The organism is Pseudomonas sp. SJZ080 (assembly GCF_007828295.1).
Lineage (GTDB): Bacteria > Pseudomonadota > Gammaproteobacteria > Pseudomonadales > Pseudomonadaceae > Aquipseudomonas > Aquipseudomonas migulae_A.
On the sequence record NZ_VIUK01000012.1, the window covers coordinates 125,619 to 146,745 of the forward strand.

At 60.4% G+C, this 21,127-nt stretch carries 18 protein-coding genes; 6 read left to right on the forward strand and 12 right to left on the reverse strand.

Going from position 1 to position 21,127, the window contains the following annotated elements:
* Positions 1-183 precede the first annotated feature (183 nt).
* From FBY04_RS17340 to FBY04_RS17370, 6 genes are all read left to right on the forward strand, one after another.
* Positions 184-1,278, forward strand: a complete 1,095-nt coding sequence (locus FBY04_RS17340; RefSeq protein ID WP_084321340.1) for an ABC transporter ATP-binding protein — start codon at positions 184-186, stop codon at positions 1,276-1,278.
* Complete coding sequence (locus tag FBY04_RS17345; protein WP_145315889.1) at positions 1,278-2,375, forward strand: ABC transporter ATP-binding protein; 1,098 nt, start codon at positions 1,278-1,280, stop codon at positions 2,373-2,375. Before FBY04_RS17340 ends, FBY04_RS17345 begins: the two co-directional genes overlap by 1 nt.
* Positions 2,372-3,238, forward strand: coding sequence for a carbohydrate ABC transporter permease (locus tag FBY04_RS17350; RefSeq protein WP_033057091.1), 867 nt, complete (start codon positions 2,372-2,374; stop codon positions 3,236-3,238). Before FBY04_RS17345 ends, FBY04_RS17350 begins: the two co-directional genes overlap by 4 nt.
* An 8-nt stretch (positions 3,239-3,246) precedes the next feature.
* Positions 3,247-4,047 (forward strand): carbohydrate ABC transporter permease, encoded by an 801-nt coding sequence (locus tag FBY04_RS17355; protein ID WP_017339615.1) that lies wholly within the window; start codon positions 3,247-3,249, stop codon positions 4,045-4,047.
* Positions 4,048-4,057: 10 nt separating this feature from the next.
* Entirely contained in the window at positions 4,058-4,330 is a 273-nt protein-coding gene (locus FBY04_RS17360) for a DUF2160 domain-containing protein (RefSeq protein WP_031319023.1), read from the forward strand.
* Positions 4,331-4,497: 167 nt separating this feature from the next.
* Entirely contained in the window at positions 4,498-6,240 is a 1,743-nt protein-coding gene (locus tag FBY04_RS17370) for an ABC transporter substrate-binding protein (protein ID WP_145315891.1), read from the forward strand.
* Positions 6,241-6,602: 362 nt separating this feature from the next.
* On the opposite strand, the gene nuoN is transcribed toward FBY04_RS17370, so the two are convergent.
* The 12 genes from nuoN to FBY04_RS17430 form a co-directional block, all read right to left on the reverse strand.
* A complete protein-coding gene (nuoN, locus tag FBY04_RS17375) occupies positions 6,603-8,066 on the reverse strand; it encodes an NADH-quinone oxidoreductase subunit NuoN (protein WP_084321332.1) in 1,464 nt (487 codons plus the stop codon).
* 7 nt (positions 8,067-8,073) lie between these two features.
* Complete coding sequence (gene nuoM, locus FBY04_RS17380; RefSeq protein ID WP_084321330.1) at positions 8,074-9,606, reverse strand: NADH-quinone oxidoreductase subunit M; 1,533 nt, start codon at positions 9,604-9,606, stop codon at positions 8,074-8,076.
* 40 nt (positions 9,607-9,646) lie between these two features.
* Positions 9,647-11,500, reverse strand: a complete 1,854-nt coding sequence (nuoL, locus tag FBY04_RS17385) for an NADH-quinone oxidoreductase subunit L (RefSeq protein ID WP_084321328.1) — start codon at positions 11,498-11,500, stop codon at positions 9,647-9,649.
* Positions 11,497-11,805 carry an NADH-quinone oxidoreductase subunit NuoK gene (gene nuoK, locus FBY04_RS17390; protein ID WP_007940879.1) on the reverse strand — a complete coding sequence of 103 codons (309 nt, stop codon included), beginning with the start codon at positions 11,803-11,805 and terminating at the stop codon, positions 11,497-11,499. Before nuoK ends, nuoL begins: the two co-directional genes overlap by 4 nt.
* Positions 11,806-11,807: 2 nt before the next feature.
* A complete protein-coding gene (gene nuoJ / locus FBY04_RS17395; protein ID WP_084321326.1) occupies positions 11,808-12,311 on the reverse strand; it encodes an NADH-quinone oxidoreductase subunit J in 504 nt (167 codons plus the stop codon).
* A 9-nt stretch (positions 12,312-12,320) separates the two neighbouring features.
* Positions 12,321-12,866 carry an NADH-quinone oxidoreductase subunit NuoI gene (gene nuoI, locus FBY04_RS17400; RefSeq protein ID WP_157712570.1) on the reverse strand — a complete coding sequence of 182 codons (546 nt, stop codon included), beginning with the start codon at positions 12,864-12,866 and terminating at the stop codon, positions 12,321-12,323.
* A 12-nt stretch (positions 12,867-12,878) separates the two neighbouring features.
* A complete protein-coding gene (gene nuoH / locus FBY04_RS17405; RefSeq protein WP_084321322.1) occupies positions 12,879-13,886 on the reverse strand; it encodes an NADH-quinone oxidoreductase subunit NuoH in 1,008 nt (335 codons plus the stop codon).
* Positions 13,883-16,597: an NADH-quinone oxidoreductase subunit NuoG gene (gene nuoG, locus FBY04_RS17410; RefSeq protein WP_145315893.1), complete on the reverse strand. Its 2,715-nt coding sequence runs from the start codon at positions 16,595-16,597 to the stop codon at positions 13,883-13,885. The genes nuoH and nuoG overlap by 4 nt, the downstream gene beginning before the upstream one ends.
* 136 nt (positions 16,598-16,733) lie before the next feature.
* Positions 16,734-18,089 carry an NADH-quinone oxidoreductase subunit NuoF gene (nuoF, locus tag FBY04_RS17415; RefSeq protein WP_017339604.1) on the reverse strand — a complete coding sequence of 452 codons (1,356 nt, stop codon included), beginning with the start codon at positions 18,087-18,089 and terminating at the stop codon, positions 16,734-16,736.
* Positions 18,086-18,583 (reverse strand): NADH-quinone oxidoreductase subunit NuoE, encoded by a 498-nt coding sequence (nuoE, locus tag FBY04_RS17420; RefSeq protein WP_145315895.1) that lies wholly within the window; start codon positions 18,581-18,583, stop codon positions 18,086-18,088. Before nuoE ends, nuoF begins: the two co-directional genes overlap by 4 nt.
* Positions 18,584-18,585: 2 nt before the next feature.
* A complete protein-coding gene (gene nuoC / locus FBY04_RS17425; RefSeq protein WP_084321316.1) occupies positions 18,586-20,370 on the reverse strand; it encodes an NADH-quinone oxidoreductase subunit C/D in 1,785 nt (594 codons plus the stop codon).
* Positions 20,371-20,442: 72 nt separating this feature from the next.
* Positions 20,443-21,117 (reverse strand): NADH-quinone oxidoreductase subunit B family protein, encoded by a 675-nt coding sequence (locus tag FBY04_RS17430; protein WP_007946424.1) that lies wholly within the window; start codon positions 21,115-21,117, stop codon positions 20,443-20,445.
* Positions 21,118-21,127 lie beyond the last annotated feature (10 nt).

Genomic DNA, 21,127 nt, shown 5'->3' on the forward strand with positions numbered 1-21,127 from the left:
GTTCATTGTCAACCGTTGAACTGTTCAATTGTTCAGCCGCGGTTGTTCATTTCTGTTCAGCAACGAACCCTGTTTTTTCTCTTGTTGAAGGAATTCCAAGCCACATCAATCACTTGCAATTTCTGGCACGAAAGTCGCTCTGTAGCTCCGGTCGCTTGACTCCAATAATAAAAAGGCCGAGCCATGTCACTCACTCTGGAGCACGTCAGCCGCACCGTCGAGGGTCAGACCTGGATCGACGATGCGTGCCTAAGTTTTGAACCCGGATCCTTCAACGTTTTGCTCGGCCGCACGCTGTCCGGCAAAACCAGCCTCATGCGCCTGATGGCCGGGTTGGACAAGCCCGACAGCGGGCGCATCCTGATGAACGGCGTCGACGTCACCCAACGCCCGGTGCGGTTGCGCAACGTGTCGATGGTCTATCAGCAGTTCATCAATTACCCGACCATGACGGTGTTCGAGAACATCGCCTCGCCGTTGCGCCAGGGCGGCGTTTCCAACGAGCTGATCCAGAGCAAAGTGCTGGAAACCGCGAAGATGCTGCGCATCGAGAAGTTTCTGCAGCGCTACCCGCTGGAACTCTCCGGCGGCCAGCAACAGCGCACGGCCATGGCCCGCGCATTGGTCAAGGACGCCGAGCTGATCCTGTTCGACGAGCCGCTGGTCAACCTCGACTACAAACTGCGCGAAGAGCTGCGCCAGGAAATGCGCGAGCTGTTCAAGGCGCGGCACACCATCGCCATCTACGCCACCACCGAGCCTAACGAAGCGCTGGCGCTGGGCGGCACCACGACCATTCTTCATGAAGGCCGGGTGATCCAGAGCGGCAAGTCCTCCGAGGTCTATCACCAGCCGCAATCCGTGCTGGCGGCGGAGCTGTTTTCCGAACCGCCGATCAACCTGATGCCGGGGCGCATCGCGGGTAACGAAGTCAGCTTCGCCAACTTCGTGCACTTCCCGCTGAACGTGGATTTGCGCCCGGTGGGCGAGGGCGAGTTTCGCTTTGGCGTGCGCCCCAGCCATATCTCGCTGGTGCCGAGCAACGACGATGACCTCGAACTGGCGGTGACCGTCGAGGTCGCCGAGATCAGCGGTTCGGAAACCTTCCTGCATGTGCGCAACGAGCATTTCCTGCTGGTGCTGCATTTGCCCGGGGTCCACGAGTACGACGTCGATGCGCCGATTCGCATCTATATCCCGACCCATAAACTGTTTGTGTTCGACGCGCAGGGACGACTGGTCCAGGCGCCCGGTCGCCGTATCGCGAGGGTTGCCTGATGGCCGAAATCCGTTTGCAGAACCTCGCCCACAGTTACACACGCACGCCGAGCAGTCCCGAGGATTACGCGATCCGCGAAATGGACCACATCTGGGAGCAGGGCGGAGCCTATGCCTTGCTCGGGCCTTCGGGCTGCGGCAAGTCGACCTTGCTCAACATCATTTCCGGGTTGCTCAGTCCGTCCCAGGGCCATGTCCTGTTCGACGGTAAAGCGGTCAACGACCTGACCCCGGAGAAGCGCAACATCGCCCAGGTTTTTCAGTTTCCGGTGGTCTACGACACCATGACGGTGTTCGACAACCTGGCCTTCCCGCTGCGCAATCAGGGCATGGCTGAAGCGAAAATTCACAGCAAGGTGCAGGAAATTGCCGAGGTCCTCGACCTCCAGGCGCTGCTGAGCAAAAAGGCGCGCAACCTCACTGCCGACGAAAAACAGAAAGTTTCCATGGGCCGCGGATTGGTGCGTGATGACGTGTCGGCGATCCTGTTCGATGAACCGCTGACGGTGATCGACCCGCACCTGAAGTGGAAGCTGCGGCGCAAGCTCAAGCAGATCCACGAGCAGTTCAACATCACCATGGTCTACGTCACCCACGATCAGCTGGAGGCCTCGACCTTTGCCGACAAGATTGCGGTGATGTACGGCGGGCAGATCGTGCAATTCGGTACGCCGCGAGAATTGTTCGAGCGGCCGAGCCACACGTTTGTCGGCTACTTCATCGGCAGCCCGGGGATGAACCTGATCGAGGTGCAGCCGCAACCGGGTGGCGTCGGATTCGCCTCGACGCACCTGCCGTTGTCCGACGCGCAGCAGCAACGCATCGCTGAGTCCGAGTGGAAGACCTTGAAGGTCGGCATCCGTCCGGAGTTCGTGCATGTGTGGGACGAGCCGTTTGATGACGCGATGCAGGCACAGGTCATACACGTCGAAGACCTTGGCACCTACAAGATCATGACCCTGAACCTCGACGGCGCGCCGTTGAAAGTGCGCCTGGCCGAGGACAAACCGGTGCCGGAAGGCACCGCGTATATCAGCTTCCCGGCGCAGTGGCTGATGGTTTATGCCGACGAATACCTGCTGGAGGTACTGCCATGAACAAGGTGCAGAACAACAAGGCCTGGTGGCTGGTCCTGCCGGTGTTTTTGCTGGTGGCGTTCAGTGCGGTGATCCCGATGATGACCGTGGTCAACTATTCGGTGCAGGACATCTTCGACCAGTCCAGCCGCTACTTCGTCGGTGCCGACTGGTACAAACAGGTGCTGCTCGATCCCCGATTGCACGACTCGCTGCTCCGTCAGTTCATCTATTCCGGCTGTGTGCTGTTGATCGAAATCCCGCTGGGTATCGCCATCGCCCTGACCATGCCGACCAAGGGGCGCTGGTCGTCGCTGGTGCTGATCATTCTGGCGATTCCGCTGCTGATTCCGTGGAACGTGGTCGGGACGATCTGGCAGATTTTCGGTCGGGCCGACATTGGTTTGCTCGGGTCGAGCCTCAATGCCATGGGCATCAGCTACAACTATGCGGCCAATACCATGGACGCCTGGGTGACGGTGCTGGTGATGGACGTCTGGCACTGGACGTCGTTGGTGGCGCTGTTGTGTTTCTCGGGTTTGCGGGCGATTCCGGACGTGTACTACCAGGCCGCGCGGATTGATCGGGCATCCGCCTGGGCGGTTTTTCGACACATCCAGTTGCCCAAGCTCAAGAGCGTGTTGTTGATCGCGGTGATGCTGCGGTTCATGGACAGTTTCATGATCTACACCGAGCCGTTCGTGCTCACGGGCGGCGGGCCGGGGAATGCCACGACCTTCCTCAGCCAGACCCTGACGCAGATGGCCATCGGGCAGTTCGACCTGGGCCCGGCGGCGGCTTTCTCGCTGGTGTACTTCCTGATCATCCTGTTGGTGTCCTGGCTGTTCTACACCGCCATGACTCACTCTGACGCCAACCGCTGAGGCCCATCATGAGCAAGAGAAAGCTGATCCCATTGCTGATCTACATCCTGTTCCTGCTGGTGCCGATCTACTGGCTGCTGAACATGTCCTTCAAGAGCAACACCGAAATCCTCAGCGGCCTGACGCTGTTTCCGCAGGATTTCACGTTCGCCAACTACAAGGTGATCTTCACCGATCCGGCCTGGTACACCGGTTACCTCAACTCGCTGTACTACGTGAGTCTGAACACGGTGATCTCGCTGAGCGTGGCGTTGCCGGCGGCATATGCGTTCTCGCGCTATCGCTTTCTGGGCGACAAGCACCTGTTCTTCTGGCTGCTGACCAACCGTATGGCGCCGCCGGCGGTGTTCCTGTTGCCGTTCTTCCAGCTGTATTCCTCGATCGGTCTGTTCGACACGCACATCGCGGTGGCATTGGCGCATTGCCTGTTCAACGTACCGTTGGCGGTGTGGATTCTCGAAGGCTTCATGTCCGGCGTTCCGAAAGAAATCGACGAAACCGCCTACATTGATGGCTACAGTTTTCCCAAGTTCTTCGTGAAGATTTTCGTGCCGCTGATTGGCTCGGGGATCGGTGTGACGGCGTTTTTCTGCTTCATGTTTTCCTGGGTCGAGCTGCTGCTGGCGCGAACGCTGACGTCGGTGAATGCCAAGCCGATTGCGGCGGTGATGACCCGCACCGTCTCGGCATCCGGCATCGACTGGGGCGTGCTGGCGGCGGCAGGGGTGTTGACCATCCTGCCGGGCATGCTGGTGATCTGGTTTGTCCGTAACCACGTGGCCAAGGGCTTTGCCCTGGGCCGGGTATGAGGAACTGATGATGGAATGGATGAGCTGGACCGTCCCGACGGCAACGTTTTTCTGTGTCATAGCCTTGATCCTGGTCGGCATGACGACCTGGGAATTGCGTTCGCCGAGCATTCTTCGGCGTGGTTTTTTGCCGATTGCCACCACCCGTGGCGATCGGCTGTTTATCGGTCTTCTCGGCAGCGCCTACCTGCATTTGCTGGTAATCGGCGTCACCGACTGGAGCATCTGGGTAGCGTCCGCGTTGTCCCTGGTGTGGCTGTTGGCTGTGATGCGTTGGGGTTAGGGTCTGTACGAGAGCTCGCCGAGCGGCGATCAGGCAAGGCAAAAACAGGCGAGGTAGCGGAGTTGACGTCAGTCAATGAGCATACCGAGCCTGTTTTTAACGCAGCCTGATCGACGCGCAGGCAGCTCTCGTACAGAGCCTGCTCCGAAAACCAATAAGGAGGTCTTATGTTCGACAAAAACAATAAGCTGCGACATAGCATTTCATTGGCAGCCATGCTGGCACTCAGCGGTTTGAGCGCTTCGGCCTGGGCCGATGCCTACGAAGACGCCGCGAAGAAATGGATCGGCAGTGAGTTCAAACCGTCTACGCTGACGGCCGAACAACAACTCGAAGAGTTGAAGTGGTTCATCAAGGCGGCCGAGCCGTTTCGCGGGATGAGCATCAAGGTGGTGTCGGAAACCATCGCCACCCACGAATATGAATCCAAAACGCTGGCCAAGGCGTTCACCGAAATCACCGGGATCAAGCTGACCCACGACCTGCTGCAGGAAGGCGACGTGGTGGAAAAGCTGCAGACCCAGATGCAATCGGACAAAAACATCTATGACGGCTGGGTCAACGACTCGGACCTGATCGGTACGCACTTTCGCTACGGCAAGACCGAGTCGATCACCGATCTGATGGCCAATGAGGGCAAGAACTTCACCTCGCCGACCCTGGACATCAAGGATTTCATCGGTATCTCCTTCACCACCGCGCCGGACGGCAAGATCTATCAGTTGCCCGACCAGCAGTTCGCCAACCTGTACTGGTTCCGCGCCGACTGGTTCGAACGCGCGGACCTGAAAGCCAAGTTCAAGGAAAAATACGGTTACGAGTTGGGCGTACCGGTGAACTGGTCGGCCTATGAAGACATCGCCAAATTCTTCAGCGAAGACGTCAAGGAAATCGACGGCAAGCGCGTTTACGGGCACATGGACTACGGCAAGAAAGACCCCTCCCTGGGCTGGCGCTTCACCGATGCCTGGTTCTCCATGGCCGGTGCTGGCGACAAAGGCATCCCCAACGGTTTGCCGGTGGACGAGTGGGGCATCCGCGTGGAGGACTGCCATCCGGTCGGCTCCAGCGTAACCCGCGGCGGCGACACCAACGGCCCGGCGGCAGTGTTTGCCACCACCAAATACGTCGACTGGCTGAAGAAGTACGCGCCACCGGAAGCGGCAGGCATGACCTTCTCCGAATCCGGTCCGGTGCCGTCCCAGGGCAACATCGCCCAGCAGATCTTCTGGTACACCGCGTTCACTGCCGATATGACCAAACCGGGCCTGGCGGTGATGAACGCTGATGGCACGCCAAAATGGCGCATGGCGCCATCTCCACGTGGACCGTACTGGGAGGAGGGCATGAAGCTGGGGTATCAGGACGTGGGTTCCTGGACGTTCATGAAATCCACGCCTGAGAAACAGAAACTCGCCGCCTGGCTCTACGCGCAGTTTGTGACGTCGAAAACCGTTTCGCTGAAGAAAACCATCGTCGGCCTGACCCCGATCCGCGAGTCGGACATCAACTCGCAAGCCATGACCGACCTGGCACCGAAACTCGGTGGCCTGGTGGAGTTCTATCGCAGCCCGGCCCGTGTGCAGTGGACCCCGACCGGGACCAACGTGCCGGACTATCCGCGTCTGGCGCAACTGTGGTGGAGCCACATCGCCGAAGCCGCGAGTGGCGAGAAAACCCCGCAACAGGCACTTGATGGTCTGGCCAAGGATCAGGACGCGATCATGACCCGTCTGGAACGCTCGAAGGCACAAGCCACCTGCGCACCGAAGATGAACCCTGAACGCGACGCGCAATACTGGTTCGATCAGCCGGGTGCACCGAAACCGAAACTGGCGAACGAGAAGCCGCAGGGTGAAACCGTGAGCTATGCAGAGTTGCTGAAGTCGTGGGAGGCGGCACGTAAGTAACCTGTTTGTACTGTGAAAGGCGAACGGCACCGGAAGGTGCCGTTTTTGTTTGTGCCTGTTAAGCCCTCTTCGCGAGCAAGCCCGCTCCCACATTAGATCGGCGTCGGACTCAAGTTTTGTGGTCACTGCAGATCAACTGTGGGAGCGGGCTTGCCCGCGAAGAGGCCGTCTCTGGCAATCGATATCTAATGGACGGTCAAATGTATGAAGGTTAGAAGATCGCAGCCTTCGGCAGCTCCTACAGGGTGTACCTCGTTCCAAAGTAGGAGCTGCCGAAGGCTGCGATCTTTTGATGTTGACTCAATAACAAAAACGGCACCCGAAGGTGCCGTTTCTGTTTTCTACCGGGTATCGCTAAGCGATCAACCCGCCAACCCCGACTGCTGAACCAGTACCAGCAACGGCTGCGGATACAGCCCGAGGAAGAACGCCAGGACGGCGATGGCCAGCAGCATCACGCCGCCTGCACGTTGTTCCCAGTGCAGTTGCGCATCGTGGCGACGCAGGTTCGGTTCGATCAGGTACAGCGTGACCATGACGCGCAGGTAGTAGAAGACGCCGATGGCGCTGCCCAGTACCAGGGAACCGACCAGCCACCATTGGTGCGACTCGACACCGGTGGCGATGATGTAGAACTTGCCGATGAAGCCCGCGGTCAGCGGGATACCGGCCAGGGACAGCATCATCACGGTCAGGACGGCGGTCAGGTACGGACGGCGCCAGAACAGGCCGCGGTATTCGTACAGCGCATCGGCGTCACGGCCGTTGTACGGCGAGGACATCAGGGTGATCACGCCGAACGCGCCAAGGCTGGTGATCACGTAAGTGACCAGGTACACGCCGATGGCTTCCACGGCCAGACCCTTGCTCGCCACCAAGGCGATCAGCAGGTAACCGAAGTGAGCGATGGACGAGTAACCCAGCAGACGCTTGAGGTTGCTCTGGGTCAGTGCCAGCAGGTTACCGAACAGGATCGACGCAATGGCGATGATGGTCAGCACGTCGCTGAGTACACCGCTGCTCGCCGCCGGCGAGATCTGGAACAGACGCACCATCACCGCGAACACAGCGACTTTGGAAGCAGTCGCCAGGAACGCCGCCACCGGTGCCGGAGCACCTTCGTAAACGTCCGGGGTCCAGAGGTGGAACGGTACCAGCGACAGTTTGAACGCCAGACCGATCAGCATCATGCCCAGGCCCAGTTGCGCCAGGGAGCTTGGCAGGCCGGTGGCCGCGAGGGCCTGGCCGATGCCGACGAAGCTCAGGCTGCCGGAGTCGGCGTAGAGCAGGGCCATACCGAACAACAGGAACGCGGAACCGGCGGCCGACAGCACCATGTACTTGATACCGGCTTCCAGCGAACGCTTGTTGAAGAAGGCGTAAGCCACCAGACCGTAGACCGGCACCGACAACAGTTCCAGACCGATGAACAACCCGGCCAGGTGCTGCGCGCTGACCAGAACCAGGCCACCGGCGGCGGCCATCAGGATCAGCAGGTACAGTTCTTCGCGGTTGCCCGGGTAACCCGAACCGCCATCGCCGAGGTAGGCGTGGGCGAGGGTGACACAGGCGAGGGTGGCGACCAGGATCAGCGCCATGTACAAGCAGGCGAAGCTATCGATCTGCAGCAGTGGCGTCACCGCCAGTGGTGCGACTTTCAGGGCTGGCAGGATCGACAGCAGCGCCAGGTTCAGACCCGCCACGGAAATCAGGAAGGTCTGCGAGTGGTTGCGGCGCCAGGCAATCGCCAGCATCACCACGATGATCGTGGCGCTGGTGATCAACAACGGCGCTAGCGCGATAAAGTGTTGAGTCGTGAATTCCATAGCGCTCTTACCGGGCCGAAGCGAGTTGAGTGAAGGCGGTGCCGAGCCATTGCTGCACGCCATGCATCGTCGCAGCAGAGGTATCGAGGAACGGTTGCGGGTACACGCCGATGTAGATCAGCAGCGCCGCAAGCCCGACCACCATGATCAGTTCGCGACCGTCCATGCCATGCAGTACCGCGTCCGATTTGGCCGGACCGAAGTACGCACGGTGGATCATGATCAGCGAGTAGACCGAACCGAACACCAGGCCCGACGTCGCGATGATGGTGATCCATGGAGCGATCGGGAAGGTGCCGATCAGGATCAGGAACTCACCGACGAAGTTACCGGTACCCGGCAAGCCCAGGGACGCCGCTGCAAAGAACAGGCTGAGGGCCGGCAGGTAAGCGATCTTCGACCACAGGCCACCCATTTCACGCATGTCGCGGGTGTGGGTGCGTTCGTACAACTGACCGCTGAGGATAAAGAGTGCCGCGGCCGACAGACCGTGCGCCAGCATCTGCATCACCGCGCCCTGCAGCGCCAGTTGGCTGCCGGAGTAGATGCCGATCAGTACGAAGCCCATGTGGGAAACGGACGAGAAGGCGATCAGACGCTTGATGTCGGTTTGTGCGAAGGCCAGGAACGCGCCGTAGAAAATCCCGATCAGACCGAGGGTCATGGCGATCGGCGCGAACTCGGCCGAGGCATTCGGGAACAGCGGCAGGGCGAAACGCAGCAGACCGTAGGCAGCGGTTTTCAACAGAATACCGGCCAGGTCGACCGAACCCGCGGTTGGCGCCTGGGCGTGAGCGTCAGGCAACCAGGAGTGGAACGGCACCACTGGCAGCTTCACCGCGAAGGCGATGAAGAAGCCGAGCATCAGGATGTACTCGGTGGTCAGCGACATCTTGGTTTTCAACAGGTCGGCGTAGTTGAAGGTAATCACGCCGGTGTCGTTGAAGTTGACCAGGACCAGACCCAGGATCGCCACCAGCATGATCAGGCCGGACGCCTGAGTGAAGATGAAGAACTTGGTCGCCGCGTAGATCCGGGTTTTCTTGCCGTCCGAAGAACTGTGACCCCAGAGCGCGATGAGGAAGTACATCGGCACCAGCATCATTTCCCAGAAGAAGAAGAACATGAACAGGTCGAGGGCGAGGAATACGCCGACGACACCGCCCAGGATCCACATCAGGTTCAGGTGGAAGAAGCCAACGTGACGTTGAATCTCTTTCCACGAGCAGAGTACCGAAAGCACACCCAGCAGACCGGTCAGCATGATCATCAGCAGCGACAGGCCGTCGAGGGCCAGGTGCACGCTGATGCCGAAGCGTTCGATCCAGATGTGCTTGAACTCAAGCACCCAGGTCGGATCGGCGCCAGGCTTTGGTGCAAATGAATAGTCGCCGTTGGCCCACAGCCAGAGGCCGAGGGCGAGCAACAGGGACATGGTGATCAGCGCAATCCAGCGGGGGAGGGTGGCGCCGAAGCGCTCACCCATCCAGCACAGCAGGCCGCCGATGAAGGGGATCAGGATTAGCCAAGGCAGAATCATGACGGGCTCAATTCCTTTCGCAAGTTCGCAAGGTTCATATTCAGACCGCTACCAGCACGATGGCGCCGATGACCAGCACGGAGCCGGCTGCCATCGATGCCGCGTACCAACGCAGTTGACCGGTTTCGGTACGGCTCAGGGCGGTGTGACCGCCTTTGGCCATACGCGGAATCAGACCGATGGTCTGGTCGAGCGGGTCTTTGCGCAGTACGTGGCTGATCGCCAGGTATGGCTTGACGAACAGTTTGTCGTAGATCCAGTCGAAGCCCCAGGCAGCGAACCACCAGGCCGAAAGGAAGCGGCCGATGCCGCTGTTGGCGATTGCAGTGACGAAACGACGCTTGCCGAGGAACAGCAGCGCGGCCAGCAGGATACCGGCCAGGGCGATTGCACCCGAGGCGATTTCCAGGCTGTGCTTGGCTTCGCCGCCAGCGTGGCCGACGCTTTCCGGCAACACACCGTGCAGCGGCGGAACGATCATCGCGCCAATGGCGGTGGACAATACGATCAGCACCGACAGTGGCAGCCAGTGAGCGATGCCGTGACCGGCGTGCGCTTCGGTCTTCGCTTCACCGTGGAACGCGATGAAGATCAGGCGGAAGGTGTACAGCGAGGTCATGAACGCACCGACCAGACCTGCGTACAGCAGACCATTGTTGCCGCTGGCGAACGCTTCCCAGAGGATTTCGTCCTTGGAGTAGAAGCCTGCGGTCACCAGTGGCAGGGCCGCCAGGGCCGCGCCGCCGACGATGAAGCTGGCGTAGGCCAGAGGCAGTTTCTTCCACAGGCCGCCCATCTTGAAGATGTTCTGCTCGTGGTGGCAGGCAACGATCACCGCACCGGAGGCAAGGAACAGCAGGGCCTTGAAGAATGCGTGGGTCATCAGGTGGAAGATCGCGCCATCCCAGGCACCCACGCCCAGCGCCAGGAACATGTAGCCGATCTGGCTCATGGTCGAATAGGCGAGGATACGTTTGATGTCGGTCTGGACCAGTGCGGCAAAACCGGCAAGAACCAGGGTCACGCCACCGACGATGCCGACCAGGTGCAGGATTTCTGGCGCCAGGGTGAACAGACCGTGGGTCCGGGCGATCAGGTAGACACCGGCGGTCACCATGGTCGCGGCGTGGATCAGTGCCGAAACCGGGGTAGGACCGGCCATCGCATCCGCCAGCCAGGTTTGCAGCGGCAGTTGCGCCGATTTACCGACAGCGCCGCCCAGCAGCATCAGGGTGGCCATGACCATCCAGAAGTCGCCGGCCTGGAATTTCTGCGGTGCCAGCACCAGCAGTTCCTGGACGTTCAGCGTGCCCAGTTGGGCAAACAGGATGAACAGGCCGATGGCCATGAACACGTCGCCGATGCGGGTGACGATAAAGGCTTTCAGTGCGGCGTTACCGTTGTTGCGGTTGCTGTAGTAGAAACCGATCAACAGGTACGAGCACAGGCCCACGCCTTCCCAGCCGAAGTACAGGAACAACAGGTTATCGCCCAGCACCAGGAACAGCATGCTGGCGATAAACAGGTTGGTGTAGGCGAAGAAGCGCGAGTAACCGGCTTCACCGCGCATGTACCAGGACGCGAACAGGTGGATCAGGAAGCCGACGCCGACCACCACGCCGAGCATGGTCACGGACAGGCCGTCCAGGTACAGCGCGAAGTTAGGCGTGAAGCCTTCCACCGCCATCCACTGCCACAACACCTGGGTGTAGTGACCGCCTTCAGGTGGCGCGACGTTGAATTGCCAGATCACGTAGGCCGTAACGATGGCAGACAAACCGATGGAACCGACGCCGATCAGCGCCGACAGGTTTTCCGAGAGGCGTCCACGGGAGAACGACAGCAGCAGGAAACCTATGAGAGGGAATACGAAAGTCAGATAGAGAAGATTCATCCGCGCATCTCACTGGCAGCGTCGATATCGAGCGTGTGGAAGCGGCGATACAGTTGCAGCAGGATCGCCAGGCCGATACTGGCCTCGGCGGCTGCCAGGCTGATCACCAGGATGAACATGATCTGTCCATCCGGCTGCGCCCAGCGGCTACCGGCAACGATGAACGCCAACGCGGAGGCATTCATCATGACCTCCAGGCTCATCAGCACGAAGAGAATGTTGCGGCGGACCATCAGGCCGACCAGACCGAGGCAGAACAGGATGCCGGCGACCGCCAGACCATGCTCCAAAGGGATAGCAGGCATCGTCATTGCTCCTTGGCTTCGTTGCGGCCCAAGTGGAACGCCGTGACGGCTGCGGCCAGCAGCAGCATCGAGGCGAGTTCGACCACCAGCAGATACGGACCGAACAGGCTGATGCCCACGGCCTTGGCGTCTACGGTGGTGTGGCCGATGGCTTGGCCGCTCTGGTGACTGAACAGCACGTACAGCAGTTCAACCAGCAGCAGGGTGCCGAGAATCACCGGGCCGAGCCAGATGCCGGGCTTGAGCCAGACGCGCTCTTGCTGAACCGAGGCGGGGCCCAGGTTCAGCATCATCACCACGAACACGAACAGCACCATGATGGCGCCAGCGTAGGCAATCACTTCCAGAACACCGGCAAACGGTGCGCCGAGGGCGAAGAACGTCATGGCCACGGCGATCAGCGAAATGATCAGGTAGAGCAGGGCGTGCACAGGGTTGGTGTGGGTGATCACGCGAAGCGTGGACACCACAGCGATACCCGATGCGAAATAGAAAGCGAATTCCATCTTTCTTCCTTAAGGCAGCAAGCTCTTCACGTTGATCGGTTCGGCTTCATTCTGCGCGGAGCCTTTCGGCTTCCCGGCAATCGCCATACCTGCAACACGATAGAAGTTGTAATCAGGGTTTTTGCCGGGGCCGGAGATCAGCAGATCTTCTTTCTCGTAAACCAGGTCCTGACGTTTGAACTCGGCCATCTCGAAATCCGGTGTCAGCTGGATCGCGGTGGTCGGGCAGGCTTCCTCGCAGAGGCCGCAGAAAATGCAGCGCGAGAAGTTGATGCGGAAGAAGTCCGGGTACCAGCGACCGTCTTCGGTTTCAGCTTTCTGCAGCGAGATGCACCCGACCGGGCACGCCACGGCGCACAGGTTGCAGGCTACACAACGCTCTTCACCATCAGGGTCGCGGGTCAGGACGATACGGCCACGGTAGCGCGGCGGCAGGTACACGGCTTCTTCCGGGTACTGCAGCGTGTCGCGCTTGCGGAAGGCGTGGCCGAAAATCATCACCAGGCTGCGAAGCTGGGTGAAGAAGCCATGCACGATGTCAAATATGTACTTCATGATTCTCTATCCTCACTGAGCCGCGACGGCGGGCGTGTTGAGCAACACGATCGCAGCGGTCACCAGCATGTTGACGAGGGTCAGCGGCAGGCAGAACTTCCAGCTGAAATCCATCACTTGGTCATACCGTGGGCGCGGAATCGAGGCGCGCAGCAGGATGAAGATCATGATGAAGAACGCGGTTTTCAGCGCGAACCAGATGAACGGGATCTGCGGCAGAATGCCGAACGGACCGTGCCAGCCACCGAAGAACAAGGTCACCAGCAGCGCCGAAATCAGCACGATACCGATGTACTCGCCGACGAAGAACATGCCCCATTTCATGCCGGCGTATTCAATGTGGTAACCGTCGGCCAGTTCCTGCTCCGCTTCCGGCTGGTCGAACGGGTGACGGTGAGTCACGGCGACGCCGGCGATGAAGAAGGTCAGGAAACCGAAGATCTGCGGAATGATGAACCACAGGTTCTGGGCTTGATAATCAACGATGTCGCGCATGTTGAACGAGCCGACCTGGATCACGATGCCCATCAGCGACAGACCCATGAACACTTCGTACGACACGGTTTGCGCCGAGGCACGCAAGCTGCCCAGCAGGGCGAACTTGTTGTTGCTCGACCAGCCGGCGAACAGCACCGCGTAGACCGACAGACCGGCCATGGCGAAGAAGAACAGGATGCCGATGTTCAGGTCCGCCACGCCCCAGGTCGGGGTGATCGGGATGATCGCGAAGGCAATCAGCAGGGCGCTCATGGCCACGACCGGTGCCAGGGTGAAGATCATCTTGTCGGCGAACGGTGGCGTCCAGTCTTCCTTGAAGAACATCTTGATCATGTCGGCCGCGATCTGGAACGCGCCGAACGGGCCGACGCGGTTCGGACCATAACGGTCCTGCCAGAGGGCGAGCAAACGACGCTCGACCCAGCTCAGCAGCGCGCCGCACACCACAACGGCGAGCAGGATCACAATGGCCTGGATGACCGAGATGATCACACTGATCACTTCAGGAGTGAACCAAGTCATAGCGCTGCCTCCTGCAGACCGTCAACGGATTTGCCAAAGATCGCTGGCGGAATGCCGGCGATGCCCGCAGGCAATGCAACCAGACCGGCGCCCAGCTCTTCGTTGATGCGCAGCGGCAGACGCAAGGTCTGGCCAGCGATGTTCAAGCTCAGCATGGCGCCGTCATTGACACCCAGACGATCGGCTTCGGACTTGGCCAGCGCCACGTAGGCAGCCGGAATGCGTTCCTGAACCGGAGCGGCTTTCGAAGAGTTCTCTTCGCTGCCGAACAGGTGGAAGAACGGCACGACCTGCCAGGTGCCCGGCGCCGGGTTGAATGCGCGCGGAACAGCGGCGAACCAGTTCAGCGAGTCGCCGCTGCTTTCGATCAGGCGGGTGCCCGGGTCGCCAGCGCGGATGTGACCACCGACTTCGTCCTGGAACTTGTTCCAGGCTTGCGGCGAGTTCCAGCCCGGAGACCAGGCAAATGGTACTTGCTGACGCGGTTCGACCGAGCCCGAGTAACCTTCCATCGAGAAGTTGAACGCGGTGTCGTTGTCTTGCGGGGTACGCGGTTCGTGCACGCTGATGTCGGCGCGCATGGCGGTACGACCCGAGTAACGCAGCGGTTCGCGGGCCAGTTTCATGCCCTTGATGCGGAACGCGGCGGACGGTGCGGCATCGACGATGCGCGCCAGTTGCGGTGTGCTCGAAGCGACGGCAGCGGTGACGTGGTCCAGTTGGGTCCAGTCGATCGGCTGGTTCAGCAGGGTGGCACGCAGGGCATGCAGCCAGCGCCAGCCTTCGTGAACCAGGATGCTCGCGTCCATGTATTTCGGGTCGAAGACCTGGAAGAAGCGCTGGGCACGACCTTCCTGGCTGACCAGCGTACCGTCGCCTTCAGCGAAGCTGGCGGCTGGCAGAACCAGGTGCGCGCGATCGCTGGTAGCGGTCTTCTGATGGTCCGCCACGATCACCACTTTCGCGGCGGTCAGGGCAGCATCAACCTTGGCTTTGTCGGTGCGGGTGTACAGATCGTTTTCCAGCACGACGATGGCGTCGGCACGGCCTTCGATCACCGCTTGCAGGGCTGCATCGACCGATTCGCCACCGAGCATGGCCAGGCCGAGGCTGTTGGCCTCTGGCACGATCAGGCTGATGGAGCCGTTCTTCTCGCGCAGCTTCAGGGCCTTGGCGATGTTCGCCGCCGCTTCGATCAGCGCTTTGGAACCCAGGGACGTACCGGCAATGATCAGCGGACGCTTGGCGGCCAGCAGGGCATTGGCGATGCGCTGAGCCAGTTCAACGGCTTCAGCGTCCAGGCCTTCAACGGCAGGGGCGCTGGCGTCGATGGCGTGAGCCACGGCGAAACCGATGCGGGCCAGGTCGTCGGGAGCTGCGTGAACGCATTCTTCGGCGATGTCGTCGAGCTTGGTTTCAGCCAGGCTGGCGATGAACAGCGGGTTCAGTTCGTGCTGACCGATGTTCTTCACCGCGGCGTCGAGCCAAGGCTGAACGCGCATGGCATCGGCCATGTCTTCGGCTTTGCCCTTGACCGATTGACGCAGGGACAGCGCCATGCGGGCGGCAGTCTGGGTCAGGTCTTCACCGAGGACGAAGATCGCGTCGTGGTCTTCGATGTCGCGCATGTTCGGGATCGGCAGCGGGCTGTCTTTCAACACCTGCATGACCAGGCGAATGCGCTCAAGCTCCTCGGCTTCGATACCGGAGTAGAAGTGCTCGGCGCCGACCAGCTCGCGCAACGCGTAGTTGCTTTCGAGGCTGGCACGCGGCGACCCGATACCGACGATGTTGCGACCACGCAGCAGGTCAGCGGCTTTATCCAGCGCTTCGTCGAGGCTCAGCTTGGTGCCGTTGGCCAGCAAAGGCTGACGCGGGCGGTCTTCGCGGTTGACGTAGCCATAGCCGAAACGGCCACGGTCGCACAGGAAGTACTGGTTGACCGAACCGTTGAAGCGGTTTTCGATACGACGCAGTTCACCGTAGCGCTCGCCCGGGGAGATGTTGCAACCGCTGGAGCAGCCATGGCAGATGCTCGGCGAGAACTGCATGTCCCACTTGCGGTTATAGCGCTCGGAGTGAGTCTTGTCGGTAAACACACCGGTCGGGCAGACCTCGGTGAGGTTGCCGGAGAACTCGCTTTCCAGGGTGCCGTCTTCAACGCGACCGAAGTACACGTTGTCGTGGGCGCCAAACACACCGAGGTCGGTGCCGCCGGCGTAGTCCTTATAGAAGCGCACGCAGCGGTAGCAAGCGATGCAGCGGTTCATCTCGTGAGAAATGAACGGGCCCAGTTGCTGGTTCTGGTGAGTACGCTTGGTGAAGCGATAACGGCGCTCGTTGTGGCCGGTCATCACCGTCATGTCTTGCAGGTGGCAGTGACCGCCTTCCTCACAGACCGGGCAGTCATGCGGGTGGTTGGTCATCAGCCATTCAACGACGCTGGCGCGGAATACTTTCGCTTCTTCGTCGTCGATGGAGATCCAGCTGCCGTCGGTAGCTGGCGTCATGCACGACATGACGATCCGACCACGCTTGTCGTTCTCGTCGGTGTACTGCTTGACCGCACACTGGCGGCAAGCGCCAACGCTGCCAAGGGCTGGGTGCCAGCAGAAATATGGGATATCGAGGCCTAGCGACAGACATGCCTGTAACAGGTTGTCTGCCCCATCGACTTCGAGCTCTTTGCCGTCTACGTGGATAGTGGCCATGGTTCAAAGTTCTTCGTTGGCCCGGTGTCAGCGGGCGTGGCTAATGGAATCTTGTTATTCGTCCGAATCCAAACAGCCCATAAAAGGCGTCATCGAACGAAAGGCGAAGGGCACGGACCCTTCGCCTTTTTAAGCGTTAAGCGCCGACTACGATCGGCCTTGCCAGAGGCGGGACGACGGCGCTGGTAGGCGCGATGCCGGCTTCGAACTCATGGCGGAAGTATTTGATTGCGCTGCCCAACGGCTCCACGGCGCCCGGTGCGTGAGCACAGAAGGTCTTGCCTGGGCCGAGGAAACCGACCAGACCCAGCAGGGTCTCGATGTCGCCGGCTTGCCCTTCACCGTTCTCGATTGCGCGCAGCAGCTTGACGCTCCACGGCAGACCGTCACGGCACGGGGTGCAGAAACCGCACGACTCACGGGAGAAGAACTCTTCCATGTTGCGCAGCAGGGACACCATGTTGACGCTGTCGTCCACCGCCATGGCCAGGCCGGTACCCATACGGGTGCCCACTTTGGCGATGCCGCCGGCGTACATTTGTGCGTCGAGGTGTTCCGGCAACAGGAAACCGGTACCGGCGCCGCCTGGCTGCCAGCACTTGAGCTTGTAACCGTCGCGCATGCCGCCGGCGTAGTCTTCGAACAGCTCGCGACCGGTGACGCCGAATGGCAATTCCCACAGGCCCGGGTTCTTGACCTTGCCGGAGAAGCCCATGAGCTTGGTGCCCATGTCTTCGCTGCCTTCGCGCGCCAACGATTTGTACCAGTCCACGCCGTCGGCGATGATCGCCGGGACGTTGCACAGGGTTTCAACGTTGTTCACGCAAGTCGGCTTGCCCCACACGCCAACGGCGGCAGGGAAGGGCGGCTTGGAGCGCGGGTTGGCGCGGCGGCCTTCGAGGGAGTTGATCAGTGCGGTTTCTTCACCGCAGATGTAACGTCCGGCGCCGGTGTGGACGAACAGCTCGAAATCGAAGCCGCTGCCCAGGATGTTCTTGCCCAGCAGGCCGGCTGCCTTGGCTTCTTCCACGGCACGGTTGAGGTGCTTGGCGGCGGTGGTGTATTCGCCACGCAGGAAGATGTAGCCACGGTAGGTTTTCAGTGCGCGGGCACTGATCAGCATGCCTTCGATCAGCAGATGGGGCAGTTGCTCCATCAGCATGCGGTCTTTCCAGGTGTTCGGCTCCATTTCATCCGCGTTGCACAGCAGGTAGCGGATGTTGATGGATTCGTCTTTCGGCATCAGGCCCCACTTCACGCCGGTGGGGAAGCCTGCACCGCCGCGACCCTTGAGGCCGGCGTCTTTCACGGTCTGGACGATATCGTCCTGAGCCATGTCGGCGAAGGCCTTGCGCGCAGCGGCGTAACCGTTCTTGGCCTGGTACTCGTCGAGCCAGACAGCTTCGCCGTCGTCACGCAGACGCCAGGTGAGCGGGTGAGTCTCGGCCGAACGCTTGATGCGGTTGGCAGGACCGAAGGAAGTCAGGGTCATACGTAGCCCTCGAGCAATTTGGCAACGCCGGCAGGCTGCACATCACCGAAAGTGTCGTCGTCGATCATCAACGCCGGCGCCTTGTCACAGTTGCCGAGGCAGCAGACCGGCAGCAGGGTAAAACGACCGTCGGAGGTGGTCTGACCCAGGCCGATGCCGAGTTTGCTCTGGATTTCGCTGACCACCGATTCATGGCCGCCGATGTAGCAGACCATGCTGTCGCAGACGCGAATGATGTGGCGGCCGACAGGCTGACGGAAGATCTGGCTATAGAACGTTGCCACGCCTTCAACGTCGCTCGCCGGGATGCCGAGGATCTCGCCGATGGCGTAGAGCGCGCCGTCAGGCACCCAGCCACGTTCCTTCTGGACGATCTTCAAGGCTTCGATCGACGCCGCGCGCGGGTCTTCGTAGTGATGCAGCTCGTGCTCGATGGCCGAGCGCTCGGTTTCACTCAAGGTGAAACGGTCTGTCTGGATAAGCGTGCTATTCATGCTTAGCGGTCCACGTCGGCCATAACGAAATCGATACTACCCAGGTACGCGATCAAGTCCGCGACCATGCTGCCTTTGATCACCGAAGGGATCTGCTGCAGGTGCGGGAAGCTTGGGGTGCGAATCCGGGTGCGGTAGCTCATGGTGCCGCCATCGCTCGTCAGGTAATAACTGTTGATGCCCTTGGTCGCTTCGATCATCTGGAAGGATTCGTTGGCCGGCATGACCGGGCCCCACGAAACTTGCAGGAAGTGCGTGATCAGGGTCTCGATGTGTTGCAGGGTGCGCTCTTTGGGCGGCGGCGTGGTCAGCGGGTGATCCGCCTTGTACGGGCCTTCCGGCATGTTGCGCATGCACTGCTCGATGATCTTGATGCTCTGGCGCATTTCTTCGACGCGCACGATGCAACGATCGTAGGCATCGCCATTGGCGGCCAGCGGCACTTCGAATTCGAAGTTCTCGTACCCGGAGTACGGGCGGGCTTTACGCAGGTCGAAATCGCAACCGGTCGAACGCAGGCCTGCACCGGTGACGCCCCATTCGAAGGCCTCTTTGGTGTTGTAGGCAGCGACGCCGATGGTCCGGCCACGCAGGATGCTGTTGTCCAGTGCGGCTTTCTGGTACTCGTCCAGACGCTTTGGCATCCACTCGACGAAGTCTTTCACCAGTTTTTCCCAGCCGCGCGGCAGGTCGTGCGCGACGCCACCGATGCGGTACCAGGCCGGGTGCAGACGGAAACCGGTAATGGCTTCGATCACCGTGTACGCCTTCTGGCGGTCGGTGAAGGTGAAGAATACCGGAGTCATGGCGCCGACGTCCTGGATGTACGTCCCCAGGAACAGCAGGTGGCTGGTGATCCGGAAGAACTCGGCCATCATGATGCGGATGACGTCGACCTTCTCGGGCACCTTGATACCGGCCAGCTTCTCGACCGAGAGCACGTACGGCAGGTTGTTCATCACGCCGCCGAGGTAGTCGATACGGTCGGTGTACGGGATGAAGCTGTGCCAGGACTGACGCTCGGCCATCTTCTCGGCACCACGGTGGTGGTAACCGACGTCCGGCACACAGTCGACGATCTCTTCACCGTCCAGCTGCAGGATGATGCGGAACGCACCGTGCGCGGAAGGGTGGTTGGGGCCGAGGTTGAGGAACATGTAGTCCTCGTTCGCACCGGAACGCTTCATGCCCCAGTCTTCAGGCTTGAAGCGCGCGGCTTCTTCCTCAAGCTGTTGCTTGGCCAGGTTCAGGGTGAACGGGTCGAACTCGGTGGCACGGGCCGGGAAGTCCTTGCGCAACGGGTGACCTTCCCAAGTCGGCGGCATCATGATGCGGGTCAGGTGCGGGTGGCCGGCAAAGTTGATGCCGTACATGTCCCACACTTCACGCTCGTACCAGTTGGCGTTCGGCCAGATGCCGGTCACGGTCGGTACGCTGAGGTCGCTCTCGGACAAGGCGACCTTGATCATCACGTCACTGTTACGTTCGATCGACATCAGGTGATAGAACACAGTGAAGTCGGCGCCGCTCGGCAGCCCTTGACGCTTGGTGCGCAGACGCTCGTCCACGCCGTGCAGGTCATAGAGCATGACATACGGCTTGGGCAGGTTGCGCAGGAAGGTCAGGACTTCGACGAGTTTGGCACGGGCAACCCAAAGCACCGGCATGCCGGTGCGGGTAGGCTGGGCGGTGAACGCCTCGGGACCAAAACGGTTGTTCAGTTCGACGACCACATCCTGGTCGTCTGCCTTATAAGGCGGGATGTACAGAGCACTGCCTGTAGTCATGGTTATTTATCGCTTTCGGTCAACGTAAAGAATGAAGCCAGTGTCTCGTTCTATTAAAGAAGCAGATCTGGATCAGACTTCGTCGGGGCTGCGCAGGTTGGTGACTGCGATTCGCTGTTCGCGGCGCTTTTCCTTTTCGGAAGGCATCTCGGCGCGGTATACGCCTTGATCACCAACGACCCAGGAAAGCGGACGACGCTCCTGTCCAATCGACTCTTGCAAGAGCATCAAGCCTTGCAGAAAAGCTTCAGGGCGGGGCGGGCAGCCAGGCACGTAGACGTCCACGGGCAGGAACTTGTCCACCCCTTGAACGACAGAGTAGATGTCGTACATGCCACCGGAGTTGGCGCACGAACCCATGGAGATTACCCATTTAGGTTCGAGCATTTGCTCGTAGAGACGCTGGATGATCGGCGCCATCTTGATGAAGCAGGTACCGGCGATAACCATGAAATCCGCCTGGCGCGGCGATGCCCGGATAACCTCGGCGCCAAAGCGCGCGATGTCGTGGGGCGCCGTGAAGGCGGTGGTCATTTCCACGTAGCAGCACGAAAGACCGAAGTTATACGGCCACAGGGAGTTCTTGCGCCCCCAGTTGATCGTGCCGTTAAGCACGTCTTCGAGCTTGCCCATGAAGATGTTTTTGTGGACTTGATCTTCTAACGGATCGGAAACGGTTTCCCGTTCGCCAATCGGATACTGCTCGTTAGGAGCATCGGGGTCGATCCTGGTGAGATTGTATTGCATTGCCAAAGCC

Excerpts from the sequence above, each read along its gene's own strand:
- FBY04_RS17340 (WP_084321340.1), top strand. The coding sequence starts at position 184 with ATGTCACTCACTCTGGAGCACGTCAGCCGCACCGTCGAGGGTCAGACC.
- FBY04_RS17345 (WP_145315889.1), top strand. The coding sequence starts at position 1,278 with ATGGCCGAAATCCGTTTGCAGAACCTCGCCCACAGTTACACACGCACG.
- FBY04_RS17350 (WP_033057091.1), top strand. The coding sequence starts at position 2,372 with ATGAACAAGGTGCAGAACAACAAGGCCTGGTGGCTGGTCCTGCCGGTG.
- FBY04_RS17355 (WP_017339615.1), top strand. The coding sequence starts at position 3,247 with ATGAGCAAGAGAAAGCTGATCCCATTGCTGATCTACATCCTGTTCCTG.
- FBY04_RS17360 (WP_031319023.1), top strand. The coding sequence starts at position 4,058 with ATGGAATGGATGAGCTGGACCGTCCCGACGGCAACGTTTTTCTGTGTC.
- FBY04_RS17370 (WP_145315891.1), top strand. The coding sequence starts at position 4,498 with ATGTTCGACAAAAACAATAAGCTGCGACATAGCATTTCATTGGCAGCC.
- nuoN (WP_084321332.1), bottom strand. The coding sequence starts at position 8,066 with ATGGAATTCACGACTCAACACTTTATCGCGCTAGCGCCGTTGTTGATC.
- nuoM (WP_084321330.1), bottom strand. The coding sequence starts at position 9,606 with ATGATTCTGCCTTGGCTAATCCTGATCCCCTTCATCGGCGGCCTGCTG.
- nuoL (WP_084321328.1), bottom strand. The coding sequence starts at position 11,500 with ATGAATCTTCTCTATCTGACTTTCGTATTCCCTCTCATAGGTTTCCTG.
- nuoK (WP_007940879.1), bottom strand. The coding sequence starts at position 11,805 with ATGCCTGCTATCCCTTTGGAGCATGGTCTGGCGGTCGCCGGCATCCTG.
- nuoJ (WP_084321326.1), bottom strand. The coding sequence starts at position 12,311 with ATGGAATTCGCTTTCTATTTCGCATCGGGTATCGCTGTGGTGTCCACG.
- nuoI (WP_157712570.1), bottom strand. The coding sequence starts at position 12,866 with ATGAAGTACATATTTGACATCGTGCATGGCTTCTTCACCCAGCTTCGC.
- nuoH (WP_084321322.1), bottom strand. The coding sequence starts at position 13,886 with ATGACTTGGTTCACTCCTGAAGTGATCAGTGTGATCATCTCGGTCATC.
- nuoG (WP_145315893.1), bottom strand. The coding sequence starts at position 16,597 with ATGGCCACTATCCACGTAGACGGCAAAGAGCTCGAAGTCGATGGGGCA.
- nuoF (WP_017339604.1), bottom strand. The coding sequence starts at position 18,089 with ATGACCCTGACTTCCTTCGGTCCTGCCAACCGCATCAAGCGTTCGGCC.
- nuoE (WP_145315895.1), bottom strand. The coding sequence starts at position 18,583 with ATGAATAGCACGCTTATCCAGACAGACCGTTTCACCTTGAGTGAAACC.
- nuoC (WP_084321316.1), bottom strand. The coding sequence starts at position 20,370 with ATGACTACAGGCAGTGCTCTGTACATCCCGCCTTATAAGGCAGACGAC.
- FBY04_RS17430 (WP_007946424.1), bottom strand. The coding sequence starts at position 21,117 with ATGCAATACAATCTCACCAGGATCGACCCCGATGCTCCTAACGAGCAG.